18 protein-coding genes and 1 pseudogene are annotated in these 21,775 nt (G+C 44.7%); 3 read left to right on the top strand and 16 right to left on the bottom strand.

Annotated features, from left to right (window positions below; all coding sequences use genetic code 11):
* Positions 1–97 precede the first annotated feature (97 nt).
* A complete protein-coding gene (locus tag ACTXGK_RS22985; protein WP_443516253.1) occupies positions 98–400 on the top strand; it encodes a cory-CC-star protein in 303 nt (100 codons plus the stop codon).
* A 52-nt stretch (positions 401–452) separates the two neighbouring features.
* The gene (locus ACTXGK_RS22980; RefSeq protein ID WP_443516254.1) at positions 453–1,478 is read left to right on the top strand and encodes an ArsA family ATPase; all 1,026 of its coding nucleotides are present in this window, start codon (positions 453–455) and stop codon (positions 1,476–1,478) included.
* 30 nt (positions 1,479–1,508) lie between these two features.
* Here the strand turns inward: ACTXGK_RS22980 and ACTXGK_RS22975 are convergent, their stop codons facing one another.
* The 3 genes from ACTXGK_RS22975 to ACTXGK_RS22965 form a co-directional block, all read right to left on the bottom strand.
* On the bottom strand, positions 1,509–3,191 hold the full coding sequence (locus ACTXGK_RS22975) for a GTPase/DUF3482 domain-containing protein (protein WP_443516256.1): 1,683 nt from the start codon (positions 3,189–3,191) through the stop codon (positions 1,509–1,511).
* A gap of 128 nt (positions 3,192–3,319) precedes the next feature.
* Positions 3,320–4,294 (bottom strand): sterol desaturase family protein, encoded by a 975-nt coding sequence (locus ACTXGK_RS22970; RefSeq protein ID WP_443516258.1) that lies wholly within the window; start codon positions 4,292–4,294, stop codon positions 3,320–3,322.
* 122 nt (positions 4,295–4,416) lie between these two features.
* Positions 4,417–5,796: a DUF2868 domain-containing protein gene (locus ACTXGK_RS22965; RefSeq protein WP_443516260.1), complete on the bottom strand. Its 1,380-nt coding sequence runs from the start codon at positions 5,794–5,796 to the stop codon at positions 4,417–4,419.
* Positions 5,797–5,988: 192 nt separating this feature from the next.
* Here ACTXGK_RS22965 and ACTXGK_RS22960 point away from each other — a divergent pair, with 192 nt between their 5' ends.
* Positions 5,989–6,780, top strand: a complete 792-nt coding sequence (locus ACTXGK_RS22960) for an SDR family oxidoreductase (RefSeq protein ID WP_443516261.1) — start codon at positions 5,989–5,991, stop codon at positions 6,778–6,780.
* Positions 6,781–6,819: 39 nt separating this feature from the next.
* Here the strand turns inward: ACTXGK_RS22960 and ACTXGK_RS22955 are convergent, their stop codons facing one another.
* The 13 genes and pseudogenes from ACTXGK_RS22955 to ACTXGK_RS22895 all read right to left on the bottom strand — a co-directional run bounded on the left by ACTXGK_RS22955 (position 6,820) and on the right by ACTXGK_RS22895 (position 21,761).
* Entirely contained in the window at positions 6,820–8,361 is a 1,542-nt protein-coding gene (locus ACTXGK_RS22955; protein ID WP_443516263.1) for a bifunctional 2-methylcitrate dehydratase/aconitate hydratase, read from the bottom strand.
* A 152-nt stretch (positions 8,362–8,513) separates the two neighbouring features.
* Positions 8,514–9,140 carry a GNAT family N-acetyltransferase gene (locus ACTXGK_RS22950; RefSeq protein WP_443516265.1) on the bottom strand — a complete coding sequence of 209 codons (627 nt, stop codon included), beginning with the start codon at positions 9,138–9,140 and terminating at the stop codon, positions 8,514–8,516.
* A 71-nt stretch (positions 9,141–9,211) separates the two neighbouring features.
* Positions 9,212–11,065 carry an ABC transporter ATP-binding protein gene (locus ACTXGK_RS22945; RefSeq protein ID WP_443516267.1) on the bottom strand — a complete coding sequence of 618 codons (1,854 nt, stop codon included), beginning with the start codon at positions 11,063–11,065 and terminating at the stop codon, positions 9,212–9,214.
* A 38-nt stretch (positions 11,066–11,103) separates the two neighbouring features.
* Positions 11,104–12,345 (bottom strand): 2-methylaconitate cis-trans isomerase PrpF, encoded by a 1,242-nt coding sequence (gene prpF / locus ACTXGK_RS22940; RefSeq protein WP_443516269.1) that lies wholly within the window; start codon positions 12,343–12,345, stop codon positions 11,104–11,106.
* A 58-nt stretch (positions 12,346–12,403) separates the two neighbouring features.
* The gene (locus ACTXGK_RS22935) at positions 12,404–13,141 is read right to left on the bottom strand and encodes a hypothetical protein (RefSeq protein ID WP_439265529.1); all 738 of its coding nucleotides are present in this window, start codon (positions 13,139–13,141) and stop codon (positions 12,404–12,406) included.
* Between the two features lie 15 nt (positions 13,142–13,156).
* On the bottom strand, positions 13,157–13,642 hold the full coding sequence (locus ACTXGK_RS22930; RefSeq protein ID WP_443516271.1) for a hypothetical protein: 486 nt from the start codon (positions 13,640–13,642) through the stop codon (positions 13,157–13,159).
* Positions 13,643–13,757: 115 nt separating this feature from the next.
* Positions 13,758–14,018, bottom strand: coding sequence for a Txe/YoeB family addiction module toxin (locus ACTXGK_RS22925; protein WP_037025847.1), 261 nt, complete (start codon positions 14,016–14,018; stop codon positions 13,758–13,760).
* A gap of 101 nt (positions 14,019–14,119) precedes the next feature.
* Positions 14,120–14,380 (bottom strand): annotated as a pseudogene (locus tag ACTXGK_RS22920) (type II toxin-antitoxin system Phd/YefM family antitoxin); the annotation flags it as partial.
* Positions 14,381–14,608: 228 nt separating this feature from the next.
* Positions 14,609–17,266 carry a Fe/S-dependent 2-methylisocitrate dehydratase AcnD gene (acnD, locus tag ACTXGK_RS22915; RefSeq protein WP_443516273.1) on the bottom strand — a complete coding sequence of 886 codons (2,658 nt, stop codon included), beginning with the start codon at positions 17,264–17,266 and terminating at the stop codon, positions 14,609–14,611.
* 74 nt (positions 17,267–17,340) lie between these two features.
* Entirely contained in the window at positions 17,341–17,955 is a 615-nt protein-coding gene (locus tag ACTXGK_RS22910; protein WP_443516275.1) for a hypothetical protein, read from the bottom strand.
* Between the two features lie 77 nt (positions 17,956–18,032).
* Positions 18,033–19,160 (bottom strand): bifunctional 2-methylcitrate synthase/citrate synthase, encoded by a 1,128-nt coding sequence (prpC, locus tag ACTXGK_RS22905; protein WP_443516277.1) that lies wholly within the window; start codon positions 19,158–19,160, stop codon positions 18,033–18,035.
* Positions 19,161–19,221: 61 nt separating this feature from the next.
* Positions 19,222–20,115, bottom strand: a complete 894-nt coding sequence (prpB, locus tag ACTXGK_RS22900) for a methylisocitrate lyase (RefSeq protein WP_201599353.1) — start codon at positions 20,113–20,115, stop codon at positions 19,222–19,224.
* Between the two features lie 359 nt (positions 20,116–20,474).
* The gene (locus tag ACTXGK_RS22895) at positions 20,475–21,761 is read right to left on the bottom strand and encodes an NRAMP family divalent metal transporter (RefSeq protein WP_443516278.1); all 1,287 of its coding nucleotides are present in this window, start codon (positions 21,759–21,761) and stop codon (positions 20,475–20,477) included.
* Between the last annotated feature and the right edge of the window lie 14 nt (positions 21,762–21,775).

Raw genomic sequence — 21,775 nt, 5'->3', positions numbered from 1 at the left:
TATTTATCAATTCAAAAACGCTGGCAGCAATTGCTGGCGTTTTTTGTATCATATAGGCATGATAGATAAGAAAAACAGGAAAAGGGATGAGTAAATTATGGAGAATAATGGTACGTCAAACGAGCGAGAAGTAACCGAAAACGCCCAACCATGGTGGCAACGATTTGTGGCTGGATTAAATGAGTTTTATCATGCACCTTATCGTCAAACGATGGCACGTGCTGCCCGCGATGAAGAAGATTTTTTTATGCTGCTTATGTTTGCTGAGAGCTTAGGCATTGATAATCCTGCCAGCTTTTATACCTTAGAGTTGCAACCATTATTTTTAGAAAACTTTCACGAATGGCACACTCGCATGGGTATGGATAGATGCCCATTTGACCATGTTGGCTGCTGCTAATCGTTTGTTGATGATAGAAAAATAAGAATAATATAAGAAATGAGATAAAAATATGGCATTACACCCTCTACATACATTAGTAGAACAACTAAAAGCACAACCGATTATATTTATCGGCGGTAAGGGCGGTGTGGGAAAAACCACTACTGCCGCCGCACTTGCCAGTTATTACGCAAGCCAGCAGCAAAAGACGCTGATTGTCTCAACGGATCCAGCACATAGCTTGGGCGATGTACTAAATACACAGCTTAATAACGCAAAAACAGCAATATCACCTTATCTAGATGCTATTGAGTTAAATCCTGATGTGATCGTTGACGAGCATTTTGCTCAAGTTGAGCATACGATTAAATCCTATGCCAATCCAGATATGATGCCCAAAATTCGTGAGCACCTGCGACTCTCAAAATCAGCACCCGGCGCCCAAGAAGCGGCGATGCTCGAATCCATGTGTCAGCACTTGGTCGAAGCGGCAGATGCAGGCTATGAGCATATTATCTTTGACACGGCACCGACAGGGCATACGCTACGGTTGCTAGTACTACCAGAGATGATGGGCGCATGGACAGATGGATTACTTGCTCAGCAGCGACGGCAAGCCAAGCTACGCTCAGTAGCGACGCATTTGGACAGTCACAATCAAAAAAGCAGTCAAACGGATAGCGCTCAAAAGAACGATGTCGCCAATCCGTTTGCCGCAAAAAAGTCTGATCGCTGGGAGCAAGCAGTATCGGTGCTAGAAAAGCGTAAAGAGCTGTTTCGCCAAGCAGGACTACTGCTGCATGATCGTACACAAACGGCGATTGTATTGGTTATGACTGCCGATGTATTACCGTTAGCTGAGACTAAACGGGCTATCGACCAGCTAGAGGATAGCAAGCTCACGCCAGTAGCAATAGTCATCAATCAGTTGATAGCACCCACTCAGTCAGATGAGTTTTGGCGCCGCCGTGCTGAGCGCCAGTCGCAGTTGATGCAGGATATTGAAGAAAATTTTTCTAGATATCCGCTGTATCCGATTTATCTTCAACAGACAGATATACGCGGCATAGAGGCATTGAGTACATTGCTAGGCTAGATGTATAGTAAACAATAGGGCAGTAAATAATTAAGACTCACGCTTGTAGGACTGTAACTTGCCCGACAGCGACCATGCCATATCTGCACGCAGCAGCTGCGCCTGTTCAGACTTACCACTGCTGAGTGATGACCACTGCGGTTTGCCGCGAGCTTTTTTTAACTCGCTAGGGATCTTGTTCGCAGGCCATACGGTGATTGGATGGTTCTCTTCATCGGCATTGTTATTGCTATTATTGTAACTGTCGTCATTCAGTGGTGTATCAAGGCTATTTTTTTCGCCCTTATATAACAGCTGAGTGGCATCAGTAGCGGCATGGCCGCGATGACGTAGGGCAGTGAGTAAGTCGATCGCTCGGGTGGCAAGCAAGGTCAATGTCGCAGGATCGATATACAAGCGTTTTACCCCAGTAATCCTATCGGCAATACTACTGGTATTGGATAGTAATCCACCTGCGATACCGCCTATTGCCGCGCCCAAACCCAACGTCGTACCAAGTGCAGCCGCATCAATCCCCAATCCTAATAGCGCGCCCGCTGCTGCACCAGAAGTGGTACGGATACCGTAGCTCTTGAGCAATTCAGGATCAAATGGGTCTTGCTGATAGGCTTGTAGTTCAAGCGGTGTTGCCGCGACTGCGTTATCATAGAATTTATACAAATTAAGTAAATTGTGCTGCATCGCACGCTCACTTTGTCTAACCGCTTCTTGCATTTGTTCTAATACGGGCATCGGGTCGTCATCTTCATTAATCTCGCGTACAAAAGAAGCGACATTCAATAAAAAGTCAGCAATAATAATATTGGCCTCGTCATACAACTGCGCCCAATCTTCAGTCCGGCGCTGCATCAATTGCTCAAGCATCTCAGAATGGGTGAGCATGGTCGCTAGGTTTTGCCAGAGATGCATCTCATCTTCAAATTCAAAAGCAACGGAATCAAAGCGTGTGGAGATATGTAGGTTGCGTCTTGCCAGCATGGTTTGCCAATCATCAATATTGGCATTCAGACTATCGGTAAAGTTAAAGACAGGCATCACCGGAATGGCAGCCCATGATAAAATCGCTAGCTCATCTTTATACTTACCCAATACTGGCTCACGAGCATCTACCACATAGATGGCCATATCGCTTGCCAGAAGCTGACGAATCACTTTTGCTTCTTGGCTATAATCATAGCTGTCTAGAACACCGCTATCTGCACCTTGAGCAACATCTGCCGCCAAAAACTGCTGCAGGCGCTCAATACCATCACGGCGACTGGCGGTGTTGTCCTCCAACCAGTCCATGAGTCCTGATGCGTCCTCTAGGCCAGGTGTGTCGTATAATGCTACCAGCACCTCGCCAGTTTGACTGTCTGTCAGCCGTGCTTGCTCGACGTGACGTGTGGTCGCCGCTTCATTTTTGACCTCACCAAAATAGACATCACGCAATAACGTGCGCAGTATTGAGGTCTTACCAGTATTGGTGTGACCTACCACTGCCAATTTTAGCGCCTCACCACTGGCAATGGTTTTTTTTGTCACCTTTGTGGTTGCAGCTGACGGTACTGATTCAGTTGATATAGATTGATTATCATGAGTCACCTTTGACTGAGCGACATGTGATTGCGAGATATTGGCGTTATTATTTGAGTCACTAGGCAACGCCTTGTCTGCAAAAAGACCTGCAGGCTTTTGATGCTCATAATTTTCTTTTTTATTGTCATTATTCATAGTAGCGTCTTATTGTTATTGATGATCAAAGCACTGTAGCCATTTATTGTAAAACAAATCTGGTGGCATGTTGGTTATGGATGCGTAGTGTCCATATCGTAAACTGTATTTTATGTATTCATGATACGCTATGAGATTGCCGTAGGTGGGCGCAGCAGTACCTTAAGTTTTTTCTTAATACCCTTAGCACGAAAAAACCGTTGCCACATTCGGTAAAACACACCAAAGATCAGACCAATAATATTATCGTGACTGGTCTCACCAACGGCACCATATTTGACGGGGTTATTGACAGTATCTTCTTCTACGTAAGTGCCAAACCAGCGATCAAAAATAATAAGAACGCCACCATAATTTTGGTCAATATATTCGCCATTAGTACCATGATGGGCACGGTGGTTGGATGGGGTATCAAAGGTATACTCAACCCATTTTGGAAATTTTCCCACCGTCTCGGTATGAATAAAGAACTGGTAAATCAAATCTAACGCATAAAAGAAAAATACCCAGATAGGATGCACACCCAATATCATTAGCGGGACGAAAAATAACCACCAGCCTGTCACCGAGTACAGTAGGCTTTGACGCATCGCGGTGGATAGATTCATCTTATCATCTGAGTGGTGCACGACATGCGCTGACCAAAACCAATTCATGCGGTGTGACGCGCGATGGAACCAGTAATAGCTGAACTCAACGGCGACAAATATGGGTATGGCCGTCAGCCATGTCACCTCAATAGTGAATAGTCGGTATTGATATAGCCATAAGCAAATAGGCAGCACAATAAGTGCTTGAACAATCAATTCAAACCCGAGATAAGAGCCTCCCAAGCTAAAATTGGTCATCGCACGGCGCCAGCTAAAGCTTTCATTTTTCCCACGCTTAGACTGATAGAACCACTCTGCCAAAAATAATAAGAAAAATGGGCCACCAGCTAACGGCAACAGCCATTCTTGCCAGTGAGCAGGTAAGATACTTGCCAGCATTGGCTGCCATGACTCTGGTGCAGCGGTTAAGATACTTTGGTTTAGTGCCTCTTTGTAACCATCCAATAGATGACCATACTCACCTGATGTTAAGAGGGTATTGTCTGTTGACATATTTGGCTCCTAGCCACTATAAAACATCCTTGTTATCCAAGAGATAACTATTTTTCTATATTACTGGTTTATTTTGTTCCTTTTATAAAAATAATTATTGTTAAGTATCGCATTCAAAAACTTTAAGAATCGATATCAACCAAGCCAATTTTTCGCGCAGAGAGCGCTGTTTGCCACTGCTGATAGCGTACAGCTTGCTTGTCTACTGGTTCATCGTCAAGTGTCAAATCAGCATCACCAAGCAGTTGTACAATAAGTCCATCTTTTGCATGAGCGGCGATTTGATCAAGTTTTCGTAGCGTACCGCGGTCAGGCAGCGCTTTGCTATGGATACCTAATAGGACTTGTACAGGGTGCTCGTCTAGATAGTTTTTGAGCCGTGTCATGTCCTCACGGTCATCGATAATACCGAAATTCTCAATCTTACTTGATTCTGAAAAAACATGACGGTCATCATTCAACCCTGACTGCCACCATTTATCCTGATTTGAAGGATATTCAAGCAAGGCGACCAGTTTCTTGCCTGCACTCACCGCCGCTTTGGGCGCGACAGGTGCGGGCGCTTCCGTAAAGTCATCGGCATCAACCACATGGCGCTGCCAAAAATTTATTATCTTTTGGTAATACGGTTGCTTAATATCTAACCGCATCTTTTTGCGGCGGAACATCAAGGCACAAACTACCCACGCTATCGCACGCGGGACAATACCGTACATTAGCAAACTACCGACTAGCAATCCTGCCCACTGCCGCGCCACAGACAATGGCATGGCTTCTGTTACCAGCCTGCTTTGTGCAATCGCTGTGCTATCCGGCACATCAAAACCAACCATGCTTGGTAGCCAGCCGAGTGTTTGCGTTAAGCTCACAAGCGCTTGATCAGAGAGTAGGGTCGACTCCCAGCTAAAGCTATACTGACGTACGATCAATAAAAATATAATGGCAAGTAGCATACCGGTCAATGTCGCCAGCCACAACTGATGGCTAAACCGTCCCAGATACCAACGCATACCGCTATGCTGTAATTGGCGCTCATACAGATCGACCGCAGCCTTGGTCACATCATCTTTACCACGTATGAGATAGCTGGGACTGACAAAGCTGGCAAACCAACTGGGCGCTTGCTGGTCTCGATTTATGAGTGTCATCACGAGCCAGCCACCAAGCATAATAGTATGAAAACCAAGCAAGCAAACCAATACATAAAAGAAGTTCACCACATTAGACTGCAATAGCGTAAACAATCCCAAAAATCCCGAGATGCACCACACCACGCTCATAACGATCATGATGCCTTTTATGCGACCATCTATTTTGCCCAGTACCCGCGCAAGTGCACCATTGCTATCTATCCGTGATGCCCGTCGATGCAGCTTTTGGATAGGCGTGCCATCCTCACCTTGTAGTTTTTCCGTGATCAGTAACGGGTCAGTGGCAAAGACGTGCTGATCGGTCTCTAAGGCACGTACCAGCTCGGTCAGTTGGTCTTGGGGTGATAGCATAAGGCGCTGATATCCGTATAAGAACGTCAATATAAGTAATGGAAAGCAAAAAACGTGGGGTTAATCGCTAAAAATTATTGTAGCGTATATAGAATGAGAATAATGTCTATTATTTTTATCATAGCAAACGCTCGTAAAATCAGCCAAAATGAATAAAAAAACCAACACTTATAAAAAAAGGGAAGATGGCATATGAATAACGACATGAATAATAAAACCTATCTTATCATCGGCGGAACAGGCGGTATTGGTCAGGCTATGGTCAAGCAGCTGGTACAAGAGTCAGCTGCCGATCAAACTGACGGCGCATCTGCTAAAAGTCATAGCACACAAGTATTCGCCACTTATCATCGCAGTGAGCCGAACTTTGAAGCAGAAAACCTACACTGGTTGCCCATGAATATCAGTGATGAGGACAGCATCATAAAAGCGGCCGACAGCATCAAGCAGACAGTGGGTCATGTCGATTGGGTGATCAACTGCGTGGGATTACTACATACAGAGACTGCGCAGCCAGAAAAAGCGTTGCGGCAGATTGAAACGGCGTTTTTTTTACAGAACATGCAAATCAATGCACTAGCAAGCTTGCTCATAGCCAAGCATATCAAGCCGTTGCTAGCCAAAGCTAAACGCAGCGCTGAACACCCTGCGATTTTTGCGACCATATCAGCCCGCGTCGGTAGCATCACGGACAATCAACTCGGCGGTTGGTATAGTTATAGAATGAGCAAGGCGGCGCTCAATATGGGGATGAAAAACTTGAGTATCGAATGGGGCCGATCACTCAAAGACGTGTGCGTGGTCGTCATGCAACCGGGCACCGTGAATACTCAGCTGTCCGCGCCGTTTCAAGGCAATGTCGCTGAAGGACATCTTTTCTCGCCAGCGTATAGCGCCGAGTGTTTATTAGAAGTGCTATCAGGAATGGGGGCTGCCCAATCAGGCAGTTTTGTCGATTGGGCAGGAGAGTCGATACCGTGGTAATAAATATATCAACAGAATGAGACATTAGTCACTGAGTCGTTAGTAAGCCATAAATAAGTCCATAAACTCGTTCACTGGCGTTTGCTCCAATTTTTCTTGATCGTCACACAGCTCGATGATCTGCTGACAACGACTGTCGATAAAGCGGGTGGCCAGACTGGCGCGGAACTTTGCCTCAAGTATGGGAATGCCTTCGGCGCGGCGGCGTTTATGACCGATAGGATATTCAATGGCGACTTTTTCTGTGCTACTGCCATCTGTAAAGAATACCTGAATAGCATTGGCAATAGAGCGCTTACTGGGGTCATGGTAGTCTTTTGAATACTGCGCGTTTTCTTCTACTACCATTTTTTCGCGTAGCTCATCGATTGATAAATGCTCTTCGTGATAGTCATCTTCATAGTTCTCCGCCATCAGATCGCCTGTCAATAAGGGAACAGCCACCATATATTGTAAGCAGTGATCTCGATCGGCGGGATTGGCAAGCGCGCCTTCCTTTGAGATGATGCGAATCGCTGAATCATGGGTAGTTAGGACAATTTTTTCAATATCATCAATTCGACCTTTCACATGTGGGTGCAAAATAACCGCCGCTTCACAAGCAGTCTGCGCATGAAACTCAGCAGGAAAGCTTATTTTAAATAAGATATTTTCCATCACATAACTACCAAAATCTCGCTGGAATTTAAAGCGACGATCGTCTTCAGGCTTTGTGGCGAGATCTTTATTGGTATGGCTAAACAGCACATCATAGAATCCCCACTGCGGTGCAGTTAATGCGCCAGGGATACCCATTTCACCACGCGCGGTGATATCTACCAGACGTACCGCACGGCTGCTTGCATCACCTGCCGCCCACGATTTTCGGCTGCCCGCGTTGGGTGCGTGACGATAGGTGCGCAGTGCCTGACCATCAACGATGGCTTGTGAGATAGCTGCCATGATGCGCTCGCGTGGCAGCTGGTAGAGTTTGGCAACCACCGCAGTTGAGGCTAATTTGACCAAAAACACATGATCAAGACCCACACGGTTAAATGAGTTTTCAAGCGCCATCACACCTTGAATCTCATGAGCCATGATCATCGCCTCGAGCACGGCCTTCATGGTCAGAGGTGCTTGCCCTTGGCTGATATTTTTTTGACTGATATAGTCGGCGACCGCCAAGATGCCGCCCAAGTTATCAGACGGATGACCCCACTCAGCAGCGAGCCACGTATCATTATAGTCAAGCCAGCGCACCATACAGCCGATGTCAAAAGCGGCTTTGATGGGGTCTAGTCTATAGGATGTGCCAGGGACGCGAGCGCCATGCGGCGTTATTTGATCAGGGCAATCAGGCCCTAAGTGCTTGGTACACTCAGGGAAGCGCAATGCCAGTAGTCCGCAGCCGATGGTATCCATGAGACAGTGGCGCGCAGTATTCCATGCATCAGTGGGATTTGGTGACTCGTTATCTATGGAATAATTGAGCACATAATCGGCGATATTTTGAATTTCATCGTCATATTCTGGACGGATATTGCTCTCTACCGTTGCCTCATTCGTATTTGAATGAGCTGTATCTGAATTGGTATTTGACATGGTTGTTTCCTCTTCCTTGAGTGTGCTAACTTTTCGCTTTTTTGACCCATGCTCGCAGTCATCCTTTTAAAGCGGTTATCATTCAAAAGTAGCATACTCAATATGGAACAACCAGACTGAATTGTGTTAAGAAATAAAACTTTGTAGGCCATTTAAATCATCAAATACAACAGACCTAAAATGAACAGCGCTGCTATAATAAAAAGCAGGAAGCTTAAAACTTTGGTCGTGGTTGACGCAGTATCCACACTTTCTTTTCTTACTTTGTTTTTCTTAGCAACGTATAGCACCATCTTCACATGCTCGATATTGTCTTCAAGATAATGCTCACCTTCAGGTACAAAACCCAAAGACTCATAAAAACTAAGCAGGTAAGCCTGTGCCGAGATAATAATCGGACGCTTTTTACCGTATTTTTTGCGGCAATGAGCAATAGCCTGAGTCATTATTTGGCGTGCTAGGCCGTCACCTCTGTGCTCTGATAGTACAAGCACTCTACCGATGGCAGGCATGGCAGTGTGGTTGGTCTTGATCGTAGGGTCGGCGACCGACAGATTGGATTTTAGCTTATTGAATTCGGGCGGGACAATGCGGCAATAGCCCACTAACGCTGCGTTTTGATGAGCAATCAAGTGCAAGCAATCAAAATCGACCTCATCCATATCTTGATAGGCACAGTTTTGTTCGACGACGAACACTTGCGAGCGTGCTTTTAGAATATGGTAAAGGTCAACTGAGGTCAGCTCGTCAAAGGTTTTTAGAGAAAATTCACAATTCATAATGGTCTAGCTTCTGGCAATAGGCGGTAAAATAGGGGCATTATAACGATTTAGGCAGTCATTAACCATTCCTAACCGTTTAGCGTCTGGCTGATCTTGTCTAAGTTTAAGCTATCAGACATGGCGCTAAAGATCTCAAAGTATTTGCCGCGCTGGGCATAAAGCGCCTCGTGAGTACCTGTTTCAACCACTTCGCCATTTTCTATGACCACCAAATCATCGGCATCAATGATTTGAGCAATATTGTGCGAGACCATAATGACGGTACGGTCTTTTTTGATCAGATCGAGGCTTTTTTTCACCTGTTGACTGGCGATGGCATCGAGACTGGCGGTCGGCTCATCCAAAAACACAATCGGCGGGTCTTTTAAAAACATACGTGCCAGCGCGATACGCTGCTGCTGACCGCCCGACAAAGACTTTGCGGTGCTCTCGTAGCCGTCTGTCAAGGCGACAATTTGTTCATGTATCGAAGCTTTTTTTGCCGCTACAATGATGTCATCAATGCTAGCATTCATATCGCCATAGCGAATATTTTCACTGATCGTACCCGAAAAAATATGATTGCTTTGTAATACCAGACCAATGCGCTGACGCAACTCGTGAGTATCACAGTCAGCCAAATCGTGCCCATCTAGGCAGATCGTACCAGCGTCTGGCGCATAAAATTTGACCAATAGATTGATTATGGTGCTCTTGCCAGCGCCTGAAAGGCCAACCAACGCGGTGATACGGTTGGGCTTGATGGTAAAGCTGACGTCTTTGAGCGCTTGTGTGCCGTTCGGATAGGTAAAATCAACGTTTTTAAGCTCGATATGACCCTTTAGGTTGTCGCTACTGATACCAGCAATGTTTTCAACTTGTTTATCATCTTCTAAGATATCAAAAAACCCTTCGGCATAGGTCAATGCATTATTAATTTGGTCGTAGATGCGATGCAGCTGTCGGATAGGGGCGGCGACGTTTTGAAACAGCATGACATGAAACAAAATCATACCAATGGTCATCTCACCTTGTAGCACAAAATAAGCCGTGAGCAAGATGATAACCACGACGCCAATCTGCTCAATAAAAGTTTTGATGGCATCATAAACAAAGCCAATACTGCGAATACGCAGCTGATTATCGGTCATTTCCTTTTGAATGGTTAAATGCTTCTCAGCTTCGATAGATTCACGAACAAAGGATTTCACCACGCTGATCGAATTGATCAAAGAGATTACCAAACCGCTTTTGGCCTCGCGAAACCCGCGCATCTGCCGACGAAATCCTTGCAGTCGCTTTGCCTGTTTTTGGCTGATAAAAAAGTAAATGGGTATGATGACAAGACCAACCATGCCGACCCAAAAATTGGTCGAAAACATGATGATAAGCGCCACGATTGCATTGGCAAATAGCGGTAGCATATCGATAAAGAAGTTTTGCACGAGGCTAGTAAGACTGCTGACCCCATAATCAATACGAGTTTGCAATTTGCCGCTGTCATTTTCACTACTGGTATAAAATGCCATCCGATAAGTGAGAATACGCTCAATGATGCGCTGTGATAAATCTCGCGACAGATTGATGCGAATCTTTTCACCAAAGAAACGCTGACCAAAAGAGATAAATATCGACAGTATCTCTTTGGTCAATAACACCGCACTGATAATCATCAGCATACGTATGCCAGCTTCCCAAGGCTCGGCAAGCGTGGCAATCTCAGTTAAAGTATCGACCGTATAGCGCAGTACAAACGCATTGACCTGCGCGGTAAAGGAGCCTAGGGCAGTCAGCGCTAAGGTGGCAATGATCAATAGGCGGTAAGGCGCGGCAAATACCGCCAGTTTTTTGAGGATATCCCACAGTAGCGCCCGCCGTTCTTTCTTCTCGACTGGTGGTTTTTTGTCTAGTTGTACACGGCGGGGTTGGGGAGATGTTGGCATAACACTCTATCAAAAATTAAAATAAGCCATGACTGCGCTTAAAACGCATTCGCTGGCACAAAAACTTCACCGACCATGATACGCCTTGCTGAGCGACTCATCGACACTTTTTTGGCTTGCCAGCGTCCATCGACCTGTTCAGTCTTACCACCGACTAGTAATGTCCCTGAGGGATGACCAAAACGTACCTCATTAAGCTCGCCACCGCCAGCAGCCTCGTTAACAAGCGTACCTTGCGTGGTCGCGGCAGCAGCAATCGCGACCGCTGCCGTCCCCATCATGGCATGATGCAATTGCCCCATACTCATGGCACGTACGACTAGATCAATATCGCTTGCATTAACTGACTTACCACTCGACGCCGTATAACTTTTTGCTGCGCCAACCCAAGCGATTTTAGGAATGTGTTGGCTGGTTTGCGCCTCAGAGACATCTTTAAACACTCCCATCGCCACACCGCCTTTGGCACGGAGTTTTTCAAGGGTAGCAAGTAGATCGCTGTCGCTGTTGATGTCACCTTGTAGCTCAGTACCGGTAAATCCCAAGTCTTCAGCTTTCATAAAGATAGTTGGAATGCCCGCGCTAATAAAGGTCGCTTTGACGCTATTAGTATCAAGGCCACAACCCGTCACATCAAAATCATCGACCAAGTTGCCAGTCGGGAACATATCGCTTGTGGCGTCCACAGGATCGATAAATTCAATTTTAACTTCAGCCGCGGGGAAGGTGACACCGTCTAATTCGAAATCACCGGTTTCTTGAACCTGTACTTTATCATTTGCGTCTTTATAGACGGGCACATGAGCAATAATCGTCTTACCAATATTCTCTTGCCAAATGCGTACTTCACAAATGCCACTATCTTGATTGCCATCAATGCTATTAGCAATCTTGTCAGCACTGACCAGACCCATATTTATGGCACAAGCACCAACAGCCGCGGTTAAGTTGCCACAGTTACCTGCCCAATCAATCATAGGCTTGGCGATATTAACTTGTCCGAACAAGTAGTTTACATCATGGTCTGGTCTGTCAGAGGACGATAAAATTACTGTCTTTGAGGTACTAGAGCTGCCATTGCCAAGACCATCGATTTGCTTGCCGTAAGGATCTGGACTACCGATGACACGTAATAGCAAGTTATCACGTGACTCACCAGCGACTTGGCAACGCTCAGGTAAATCAGACAGTTTAAAGAACGTGCCTTTTGAGGTGCCGCCGCGCATATAGGTAGCGGGGACAGATAGTTGCGGGGCGAATGTATTTTTATTATTTGACACTTTAAAGTCCTTTTAAATATTTTGTGATGGAAATATTGATTTTAAATAAGGTCTTCGCTCATAAATCATGTTTGTTGAATGAAGATACGATTAACATAGGTTTACCCTCAATGAGCGGGCTAGTTTCTTGAACATTCAATTTTTCAACAGATTCTATAAAGTCTGTTGAAAAACTATTGCTATAAAGTGTTACAGACAAAATATCATACCAGTTTGCAGTTTCAGCATTTGAGTAGAATAAGGACTTGTTTTTCATATTAAGCCCTATGCTTTTCTGATTCATGGCATTATTGGTCTCCATAATATGGATATTTTGTCCTTTAATAGTTTCAAATAATTTCAACCATTCTTTGTCTAGCTCAGGGAATGTTGCTAATTTAGCCAGTTCGTTTAAAGCCAATACAGCATCTTTTTTTAAGCGGACAGTTTTTACGCTTTTACTCCAACCAGCAGAATTAAGGTATTCCAAAGTGCTTAAGTCAATGGTTTCAGGCATTGTTTGTATGATACGACAAGCATTAGCAAACTGCTGATAATAAAAGAGCCATTGGTAGGGGGAAGAAATATGGTCTAACGTTAAGAAACTGACACTATCGTACTTGAAAAGTTCAACTATTAAGCTCTGATATAAAAGGTCAGCAATCGTTTTTGACTCCCAATCACTGAAAGTAAGAAAATCACAATTGTTAGCAGCGATTCTTAAGATAAGCGATAAATTGTCTTCTGGAATATAGCAATACGACATAGTTAACAGCCTTTTTGTCAGGTGAGCTATAAAAAGATATAAACGTTGCATCAATAAACGCTTTTACTATCTAGCTATATTCGCCCCACCAGTAGAATTGACAGATACGATCTCAAGCCCCGTTAGTGTTTTTTTTATACTCAATATTTCATGGGTTTTGCTGCTGATTGAACCCAATGCGCCCATTCTGACATTACTGATTTCATCATAACTGGCGCGGGCGCTTTGCCAAGGGAAGCTTGTAGTCACTTCCATGTTTTCAAAATACCCTGAAGTACTGGCTTGCGTCACGACCAACGCGGCTTGGGATTGTTTCATATAGCCGCATAGCTCATCCTTACCGCCCTCGACTTCCCATGTACCTTGAGGCGTATTATGATTAATCATTACTGTCACATCACCACTATAATTGTCACAAGTGGCCACAGGATCGTTCATAGCAAGCGCATTATTATGCGCTAAGAATTGCTCGACATGATCTGATGACAGTAAATAATAGCTTTGACCCAAATATAATACGATCACTGCAATGAATAGTTTGAACCAGCCCATAAATTTCTCAACAAATAGTAATAATAAATAGAAGCGTTATTATGCATAAAATATTGATAAATGTTGAGTAAAGTATAAGGAGAAAAATGCGTTATCTATAAGGCTATTTGCTTGGTTAATAATGGTAGCGACAAGAGATGATCGTCAGATAGTTATCATCGACGGCATATACCAACCGATTGGCGTCATCGATGCGTCTTGACCAAAATCCAGATAGATTTTCTTTTAGGGGTTCAGGTTTGCCAATGCCTTCAAACGGATTACGCTTACATTCGGTGATGAGTTTGTTAATACGCTTGAGTGTTTTTTTGTCTTGCGTTTGCCAGTATAGATAGTCTTTCCACGCAGCATCTGTCCATGCTAGTTGCTCACTCATTATTAGACCCTTTGGATGGATTACAGTCTTTGAGTTCAGGCACTTTCAATATCGCCATCCGTATGCTCATTATTATCGCTGCTACTATTACCTTTATCACTATTTTCTACCGTATCAATTAGCTCACGCGTAACCGTCTTGCCAGCTTTATATTGGGCAATAGAGTCCGCTAAGTGCGCTGCATTGGCAGGAGATTTTAGCAGATAGACGGTTTCCATCAGGCTATTGTAGTAATCAAGCGACATCACAACGGCATCATCAGCGTCACGGCGAGTCACGATAGTGGCATTGGCATCATCGTTTACCGTGTCTAGGACAGATTTTAGGTGCTTTCTGGCTTCTGAAAAACTAACGACTCTCATGGCTTACTCCTTTCATGATATTCTGCATTACTTGTACAATATATAGTACATATTACGCCATTGGTTAAGTAAACTCAATATTTAGCTATTATCTAGTACTTAGGAGTAAGTCACAAAACTCAGTGTATAGAACGCAAAAGCAAATAAAAACCGATGTCATATAAGGTTATACAACATCGGCGACTTCTATACTTTGCTGTTTATCACGCTAAAACCTACAAGAGACTCTTAGACGATATCAAGCGTACCTTCGATAAACTCTTTAGCAAAGCGTTGTAGCATACCGCCAGCATTGTACATTTTGACTTCATCAGCTGTATCTAAGCGGCAGATAATAGGCGTCTCAGTGGTACTACCATCAGTACGATGAATCACTAGAGTCATCAACCCGCCAGCAGAGACTTCACCTGTGACATCAAAGGTTTCCGTGCCATCGATATTTAGCGTATGGCGAGTCGTGCCTTCCTCAAACTGTAAAGGCAGCGCTCCCATGCCCACTAAGTTTTGACGATGAATACGCTCAAAGTCCTCAGCGACGACTGCTTCTACGCCAGCGAGACGCACGCCTTTGGCAGCCCAGTCACGGCTTGAGCCTTGACCATAGCCATCACCTGCGATGATGATAAGCGGCTGCTCACGGTTCATATAGGTTTCAATCGCTTCCCACATGCGCATGACTTGACCTTCTGGCTCAACGCGCGCCAATGAGCCTTGGACAACTTCGCCATCTTCATCGCGTACCATTTCATTCAATAGTTTAGGGTTGGCAAAGGTGGCACGTTGCGCGGTTAAATGGTCGCCGCGATGGGTCGCGTATGAGTTATAGTCTTCGGCAGGCAAGCCCATAGTATCGAGATACTCGCCAGCTGCTGATGAGCCCAAAATAGCATTCGATGGTGACATATGGTCGGTTGTGATGTTATCACCAAGGACTGCAAGCGGACGTAGGCCTGTCAGTTTATTTTTCTTAGCCATTTTTCCTTCCCAGTACGGCGGACGGCGGATATACGTGGTCATTTCACGCCAGTCGTACAATGGGCTTAACGCTTTGCCCGTATCTTTTTTAGCTTCATCAAACATTGGGATATATACGGCATTGAATTGCTCAGGCTTCACGGCAGCAGCGACGATAGCATCTACTTCTTCATCATCAAACCAGATGTCTTTTAGATAGACGTCATTGCCGTCTTGGTCTTTACCCAATGAGTCTTTTTCGATATCAAAGCGAATGTTACCAGCAATGGCATACGCGATAACGAGTGGTGGCGATGCTAAAAATGCTTGCTTGGCATACGGATGGATACGACCGTCAAAATTACGGTTACCAGATAGTACTGCTGTGGTAAATAAATCATTGTCGATGATTTCTTTTTCGATATCAGGGTCAAGTGCACCACTCATACCGTTACACGTCGTACAAGCGAAGCCGACTACGTCAAAGCCAATTTCTTGCAATTCTGGCATCAGGCCTGCTTCTTCTAAGTACATCTTGACGGTTTTGGAGCCGGGTGCTAAGGATGACTTCACCCAAGGCTTACGTAATAAGCCTTTGGCATTCGCGTTACGAGCGACAAGGCCTGCGGCTACCATGTTGCGTGGGTTTGATGTATTGGTACAGCTGGTAATAGCAGCGATAATAACCGCGCCATCGGGCATCAGACCATCTTTTGGTTCAGGTAGCTTTTGATCAGGCGCGTGGGCGATGCCTTTGGCAACCAAATCATCGGTAGATACGCGGGCATGTGGGCGCGAAGGGCCTGCCATATTGCGACCGACTGCCGACAAATCAAACTCAAGAACGCGGGCGTATTCGGCTTTTTCCATGCCATCAGCCCATAGGCCCGTTTGTTTGGCATACTGCTCAACCAATTTAATCTGTTCCTCAGAACGCCCCGTCAGACGTAGATAATCAATAGTTTGCTCATCGATATAGAACATCGCGGCAGTAGCACCATATTCAGGCGTCATATTGGAGATAGAAGCACGGTCACCAACTGTAAGCTGGCGTGCACCGTCACCAAAGAATTCGATATAGGTAGAGACCACACCTGCGTCGCGTAAGAACTCAGTCATCGCCAGTACGAGATCCGTACCAGTGATGCCTTTTTGCAATTTGCCCGTCAATTTGACGCCCACATAATCAGGCAAGCGCATATATGATGGGTTACCCAGCATCACGCTTTCGGCTTCAAGCCCACCAACACCGATTGAGATCACACCTAGTGCATCGACCATCGGCGTGTGGCTATCTGTACCAACCAACGTGTCAGCAAACGCGACTTCCTCACCTGCTTTATTATGTACGACCTGTACGACAGGTGACATTTTCTCTAGGTTAATCTGATGCATGATGCCGTTACCTGGCGGTACGACATTGACATTATCAAAGGCATATTGGCACCAGTTGATAAAGTGAAAACGGTCATCGTTACGGCGCTCTTCAATCGCACGATTTTTTTCAAATGCGTCTTCTTCAAATCCTGCGTGCTCAACCGCCAATGAATGATCAACGATCAGCTGAGTTGGCACGATAGGATTTACCTTGGACGGATCACCGCCTTGCTCAGCGATAGCATCACGCAAGCCTGCCAAATCAACAAACGCGGTCTGACCCAAGATATCATGACAAACGACGCGGGCAGGGTACCAAGGAAAATCAAGGTCTTGCTTGCCTTCAATATGTTGCTTTAGCGCATTGGTTAACTCTTCTGGTGGGCAACGGCGTACGAGATTTTCGCACAATACTTTTGAGCAGAATGGTAGCTTGTCATAAGCACCCGCTTCAATACGCTCGACAGCTTCGCGGGTATCGAAGTAATAAAGGTCAGTATCGGGAAGTGGTTTTTTGAATTCATCGTTCATGGGTTGTACGAGGGCGTTGTCCATAAGTCACCTTTGGCGGTTGGCTGGTTGGAATACAAATGTTGTTATTAAAAATAAGATAGATATTCAGTTTATAGTTACTTGTTGAACCTTTTGTTCATTTCTAATAGATCATATCTGGCATCGTTAAATTTTTTTCTAAACCATTGATTAAATGCGATTAGCACTTCAAATTTATTATTAAAATCTAAAGCAATGAAAGTCAGATACTCATCTTCTGTTAATTGGCAGGCGGTGCGCTCTAGCGTATATATATAGTTTTCAAAGTCCTTATTACCAATAAAGCCAATGGCATAACCAATAACATTTTGCTCAAAAAAGCTCAAATCACTTGGAATGCCTAATATGCAAAAAAAATCGGGGATATAGTCTGTTTCATACCAAGCATCTAAGCTTTCATATATTTGCATTAATGGGTAAGGAGAGATTTCCGTAGCCTGCTTCCAAGTTAAATGTACAACACAGACTTGGTTTGAATGAGTAATCTTAAATAAACAGTCATCACTTGCGTGCCGTGCAATAATATCGACTTCAAGCCCATATAATGGATGATCTATATAAAGCTCTTTTTCAAGTTCGTCTGTGAAAGTTTTCCTAAAATCTGTACTTTCATTGGCACAAGATTCCCAAATATAAAAAAGTGGTTCATTTTTTAATGCCGATTTGATATCGAAAGTGCCGTTAAATATCATAGTATTTCAAATGTTTTAAAATTAATGGTAGAGTGCATCAAATCGTTACACTCTACATAGCTTCTATCTCAAAAAAATTAACGCGCACTCATATCTGGTACAGGGCGCAGCTCTTCACCCGTATATTCGGCACTTGGGCGAATGATACGGTTGTTGGCACGTTGCTCAAATACATGAGCGGCCCAGCCAGTTAAGCGTGAACAGACAAATATTGGCGTGAACAGTTTGGTTGGAATACCCATGAAGTGATAGGCCGACGCATGGAAAAAGTCAGCATTGGCAAACAGTTTTTTCTCACGCCACATCACATCTTCAACACGCACAGAAACAGGGTAGAGCACCTCGTCACCAACATCAGCGGCTAGTTTTTCAGACCATTGTTTGATGACAACGTTACGCGGGTCAGACTCACTATAGATGGCATGACCAAAGCCCATAATTTTGTCTTTACGTGCCAGCATTGCCATCATCTCTGTCTCGGCTTCGTCAGCTGAGTTAAAGCCCTCAATCATATCCATTGCCGCTTCATTTGCGCCGCCATGCAAATGTCCGCGTAATGAACCGATTGCACCAGTGATACAAGAATGGATGTCAGATAAAGTAGAAGCACACACACGCGCGGTAAAGGTCGAAGCGTTAAATTCATGCTCTGCGTACAAGATAAGCGACACGTTCATGACTTTTTCGTGTAGCTCGTTTGGCTTTTCGCCTTTAAGCAGATGCAAGAAATGGCCGCCAATCGTCGCGTCATCGGTTTCAGTCTCGATACGTACATTGTCATGGCTGAAGCGATACCAGTAGTTGATGATCGATGGGAAAGCTGCCAGCATACGATCGGTTTTATCGTTTTGCTCAGCGAAATCGGTTTCGGTCTCAAGGTTGCCCAGCATTGAACAACCAGTACGTAGCACATCCATTGGATGCGCGCTGGCAGGAATACGCTCAAGCACGTCTTTTAATGCTTGTGGTAGACCGCGCATGCTTTTGAGCTTGGCTTGATAAGCATCAAGCTCGCTTTGAGTGGGTAAGTTGCCATAAAGCAGTAAATACGCCACTTCTTCAAAAATACACTTATCTGCCAGCTCTGATACGTCATAGCCGCGATAGGTCAGACCAGAGCCCGATTTGCCAACGGTCGATAATGCCGTCTTACCAGCAACTTGTCCGCGAAGTCCTGCGCCTGAAAGTTCTTTCTGTGCTGCCATGTCTACATTCCTTTTGTGGGTAGCTTTTTATATTGTTAAGTGAAAATACTGCTTATTATGATTATTTATTGTCCGCAAACAGCTTATCTAATGTTTGCTCAAACTCGTGATAGTTTAAGAAATCATAAAGCTCCATGCGCGTCTGCATGGTATCGACGACTTTTTCTTGCGTACCGTCATCTAATAGATGCTGATAGACATTTAATGCTGCTTTATTCATTGCGCGGAAAGCGGATAGTGGATAGAGCACCATATCGACGCCCACACCATACAACTGGTCAGTGGTATACAGATCGGTCTGACCAAACTCGGTCATATTGGCGAGGACTGGAATGTCGAGTACATCGGTGAACTTACGATACATCTCGATATCGGTGAGCGCCTCTGCAAAGATCATGTCTGCACCAGCTTCTTGAAAAGCAACGGCACGTTCAACAGCAGCGTCTAAGCCTTCAACAGACAGCGCATCAGTACGAGCCATCACCACAAAATCAGGATCCGTTTTGGCATCCAATGCCGCTTTTAGACGATCGACCATCTCAGAGATACTAACGATTTCTTTATTTGGACGGTGACCACAGCGCTTTTGCGCGACTTGGTCTTCTATATGGACGGCTGCCACGCCTGCCTTTTCCATTTTTCTGATGGTTTGGGCAATATTAAACGCACCACCAAAGCCGGTATCGATATCAACCAATAATGGCGTATCGACGGCATCAGTGATACGGCGAGCATCTTCTAGCACATTATCAAGGCTGGTCATGCCAAGATCAGGCAAACCAAATGATGCATTTGCCACACCGCCACCAGAGAGATACAGCGCTTGATGGCCAACTTGGGTCGCCATCATCGCGGTATAGGCATTAATCGCGCCTGCAATTTGTAATGGCTGGTTATTATCATTTTTTTGTTTAAGCGCACTGCGAAAGCGTGCACCTGCTGAGAGTGAGGTCATGTGAGTATCCTTTCATGGGCTTGTATGGATAGAAAATAATCTTGTTGTTGTCACTGATTATACCCAATTATCCACGTCTGCAAAGTTTAGCTTATAGATTATTGTTTATTATTTTTAATAATTAATTGTAGTTAATTTAATATTATTCATAAAACAAATAGCATTATGTACTTTTCAATACCTCGCTATGATAAGTATTCATATTACCCAAATATTCAAATATTAAGATGTTTTATAATTTACATTTAGTTACAATTACAATAGGCATATTACTCTTTAAATTGCCCTTTTCCCACCAAAAAGCCCTAACAGCTAAGCTATTAGGGCTTTATTTATCATGAGCTTAAAAAAGACTAAGTTTAAGCAAATAAACCTGCCAAATTGGCTAAGAACAATAAGGCAAATCCTGCCAAGAATACCAAGCCTGCGATAGACAGAGCGTTCATACCGGCGGACAGTTTTTTATGTTTCTTAACCAATGAGTAGTTTAACCAACCAAAGATAGGCGCAGAGACAAACGCGGATATCATGGCAAACTTAAGCATCGCGCCCAATTGTCCTGTGAAGAACGTAATAATCACAAGCCCGCCACCGATAGCGTATGTCGTCCAAAAAGCGATTTGCTTTTTATTGATTTCGCTTTCGCCTTTAAGCAGACGCCAGCACTCAGCATTGGCACGGCCGTAGCCATCAGCACAGGTAATCGTGGTGCCAAACATACACATGAAGGCGACAAAAGCGACCAGCAATCGTGACCATTCACCGATGGTTGCTGTATACATATTGATTAGCTGGTTGATATAAGCACCGCCCACCAACTCAATCTCTTGTCCTGAACCATACTGGACAAACACACCAAGCGATAAGAAAAACAAGGCCAGAATCGCTGAAACGGCATAACCGACATTAAAGTCGAGCAAGCCTTGCTTGTGCGTGGTGTGATCAGCTTTGACTTTGGCAGAGGTCCACATAGAAGTAATTGCGGCAAACTCAAGCGGTGCTGGCATCCAGCCCATGAGTGCGACGATGAAACCCAGTGTCGCTAGGTTCCAAGGAGACACAGCAATAAAATCTGCTGCCATAACCGTGGGCTTGCCAGCGGCAATCACGACCGCAGCAACGGTGGCTGCCGTCAAGGCAATCATAATCCACTTAGTCACACCATCGAGCAACTTATAATGACCAGCTATCAAAAAGAACCAAGAGACGGCCACGATGATCATAGACAGCACCATCGTCGATAACTCAAGAGAGGCGGGTAGCATAAAGCCCAAAATCACCGCTGCAATCAGCGAGACCGCACCCGTACTGATGACCGCTGATAAGATAGAGAGGATAAAATATACCCAAAGATATACCTTTGAGCGTTTGGCATAGCCTGCAATCAAACTCTCACCTGTATCGTAAACGTAGTCGGTTGCAAAGCGAAAAAACGGATATTTAAAAACGTTGGCTAAAACAATCATAATCGCCAACTGCCAGCCATATATAGCACCAGCCTGCGTCGATGAAATCAGATGCGAGCCACCGATTGCAGCGGTCGCCATCAAAATACCTGGGCCAAAGATACGCCAACTAAAGCCTTCTTGCTGTTCAGTAACGATATCGTCAGTGGTACTTGTGTTGTTGAGTGGTTGTGTGGACATGAATACCTCGAAAT

Source organism: Psychrobacter sp. T6-5 (assembly GCF_052258485.2).
Lineage (GTDB): Bacteria > Pseudomonadota > Gammaproteobacteria > Pseudomonadales > Moraxellaceae > Psychrobacter.
This window is presented reverse-complemented; position numbering and strand designations above follow the sequence as displayed.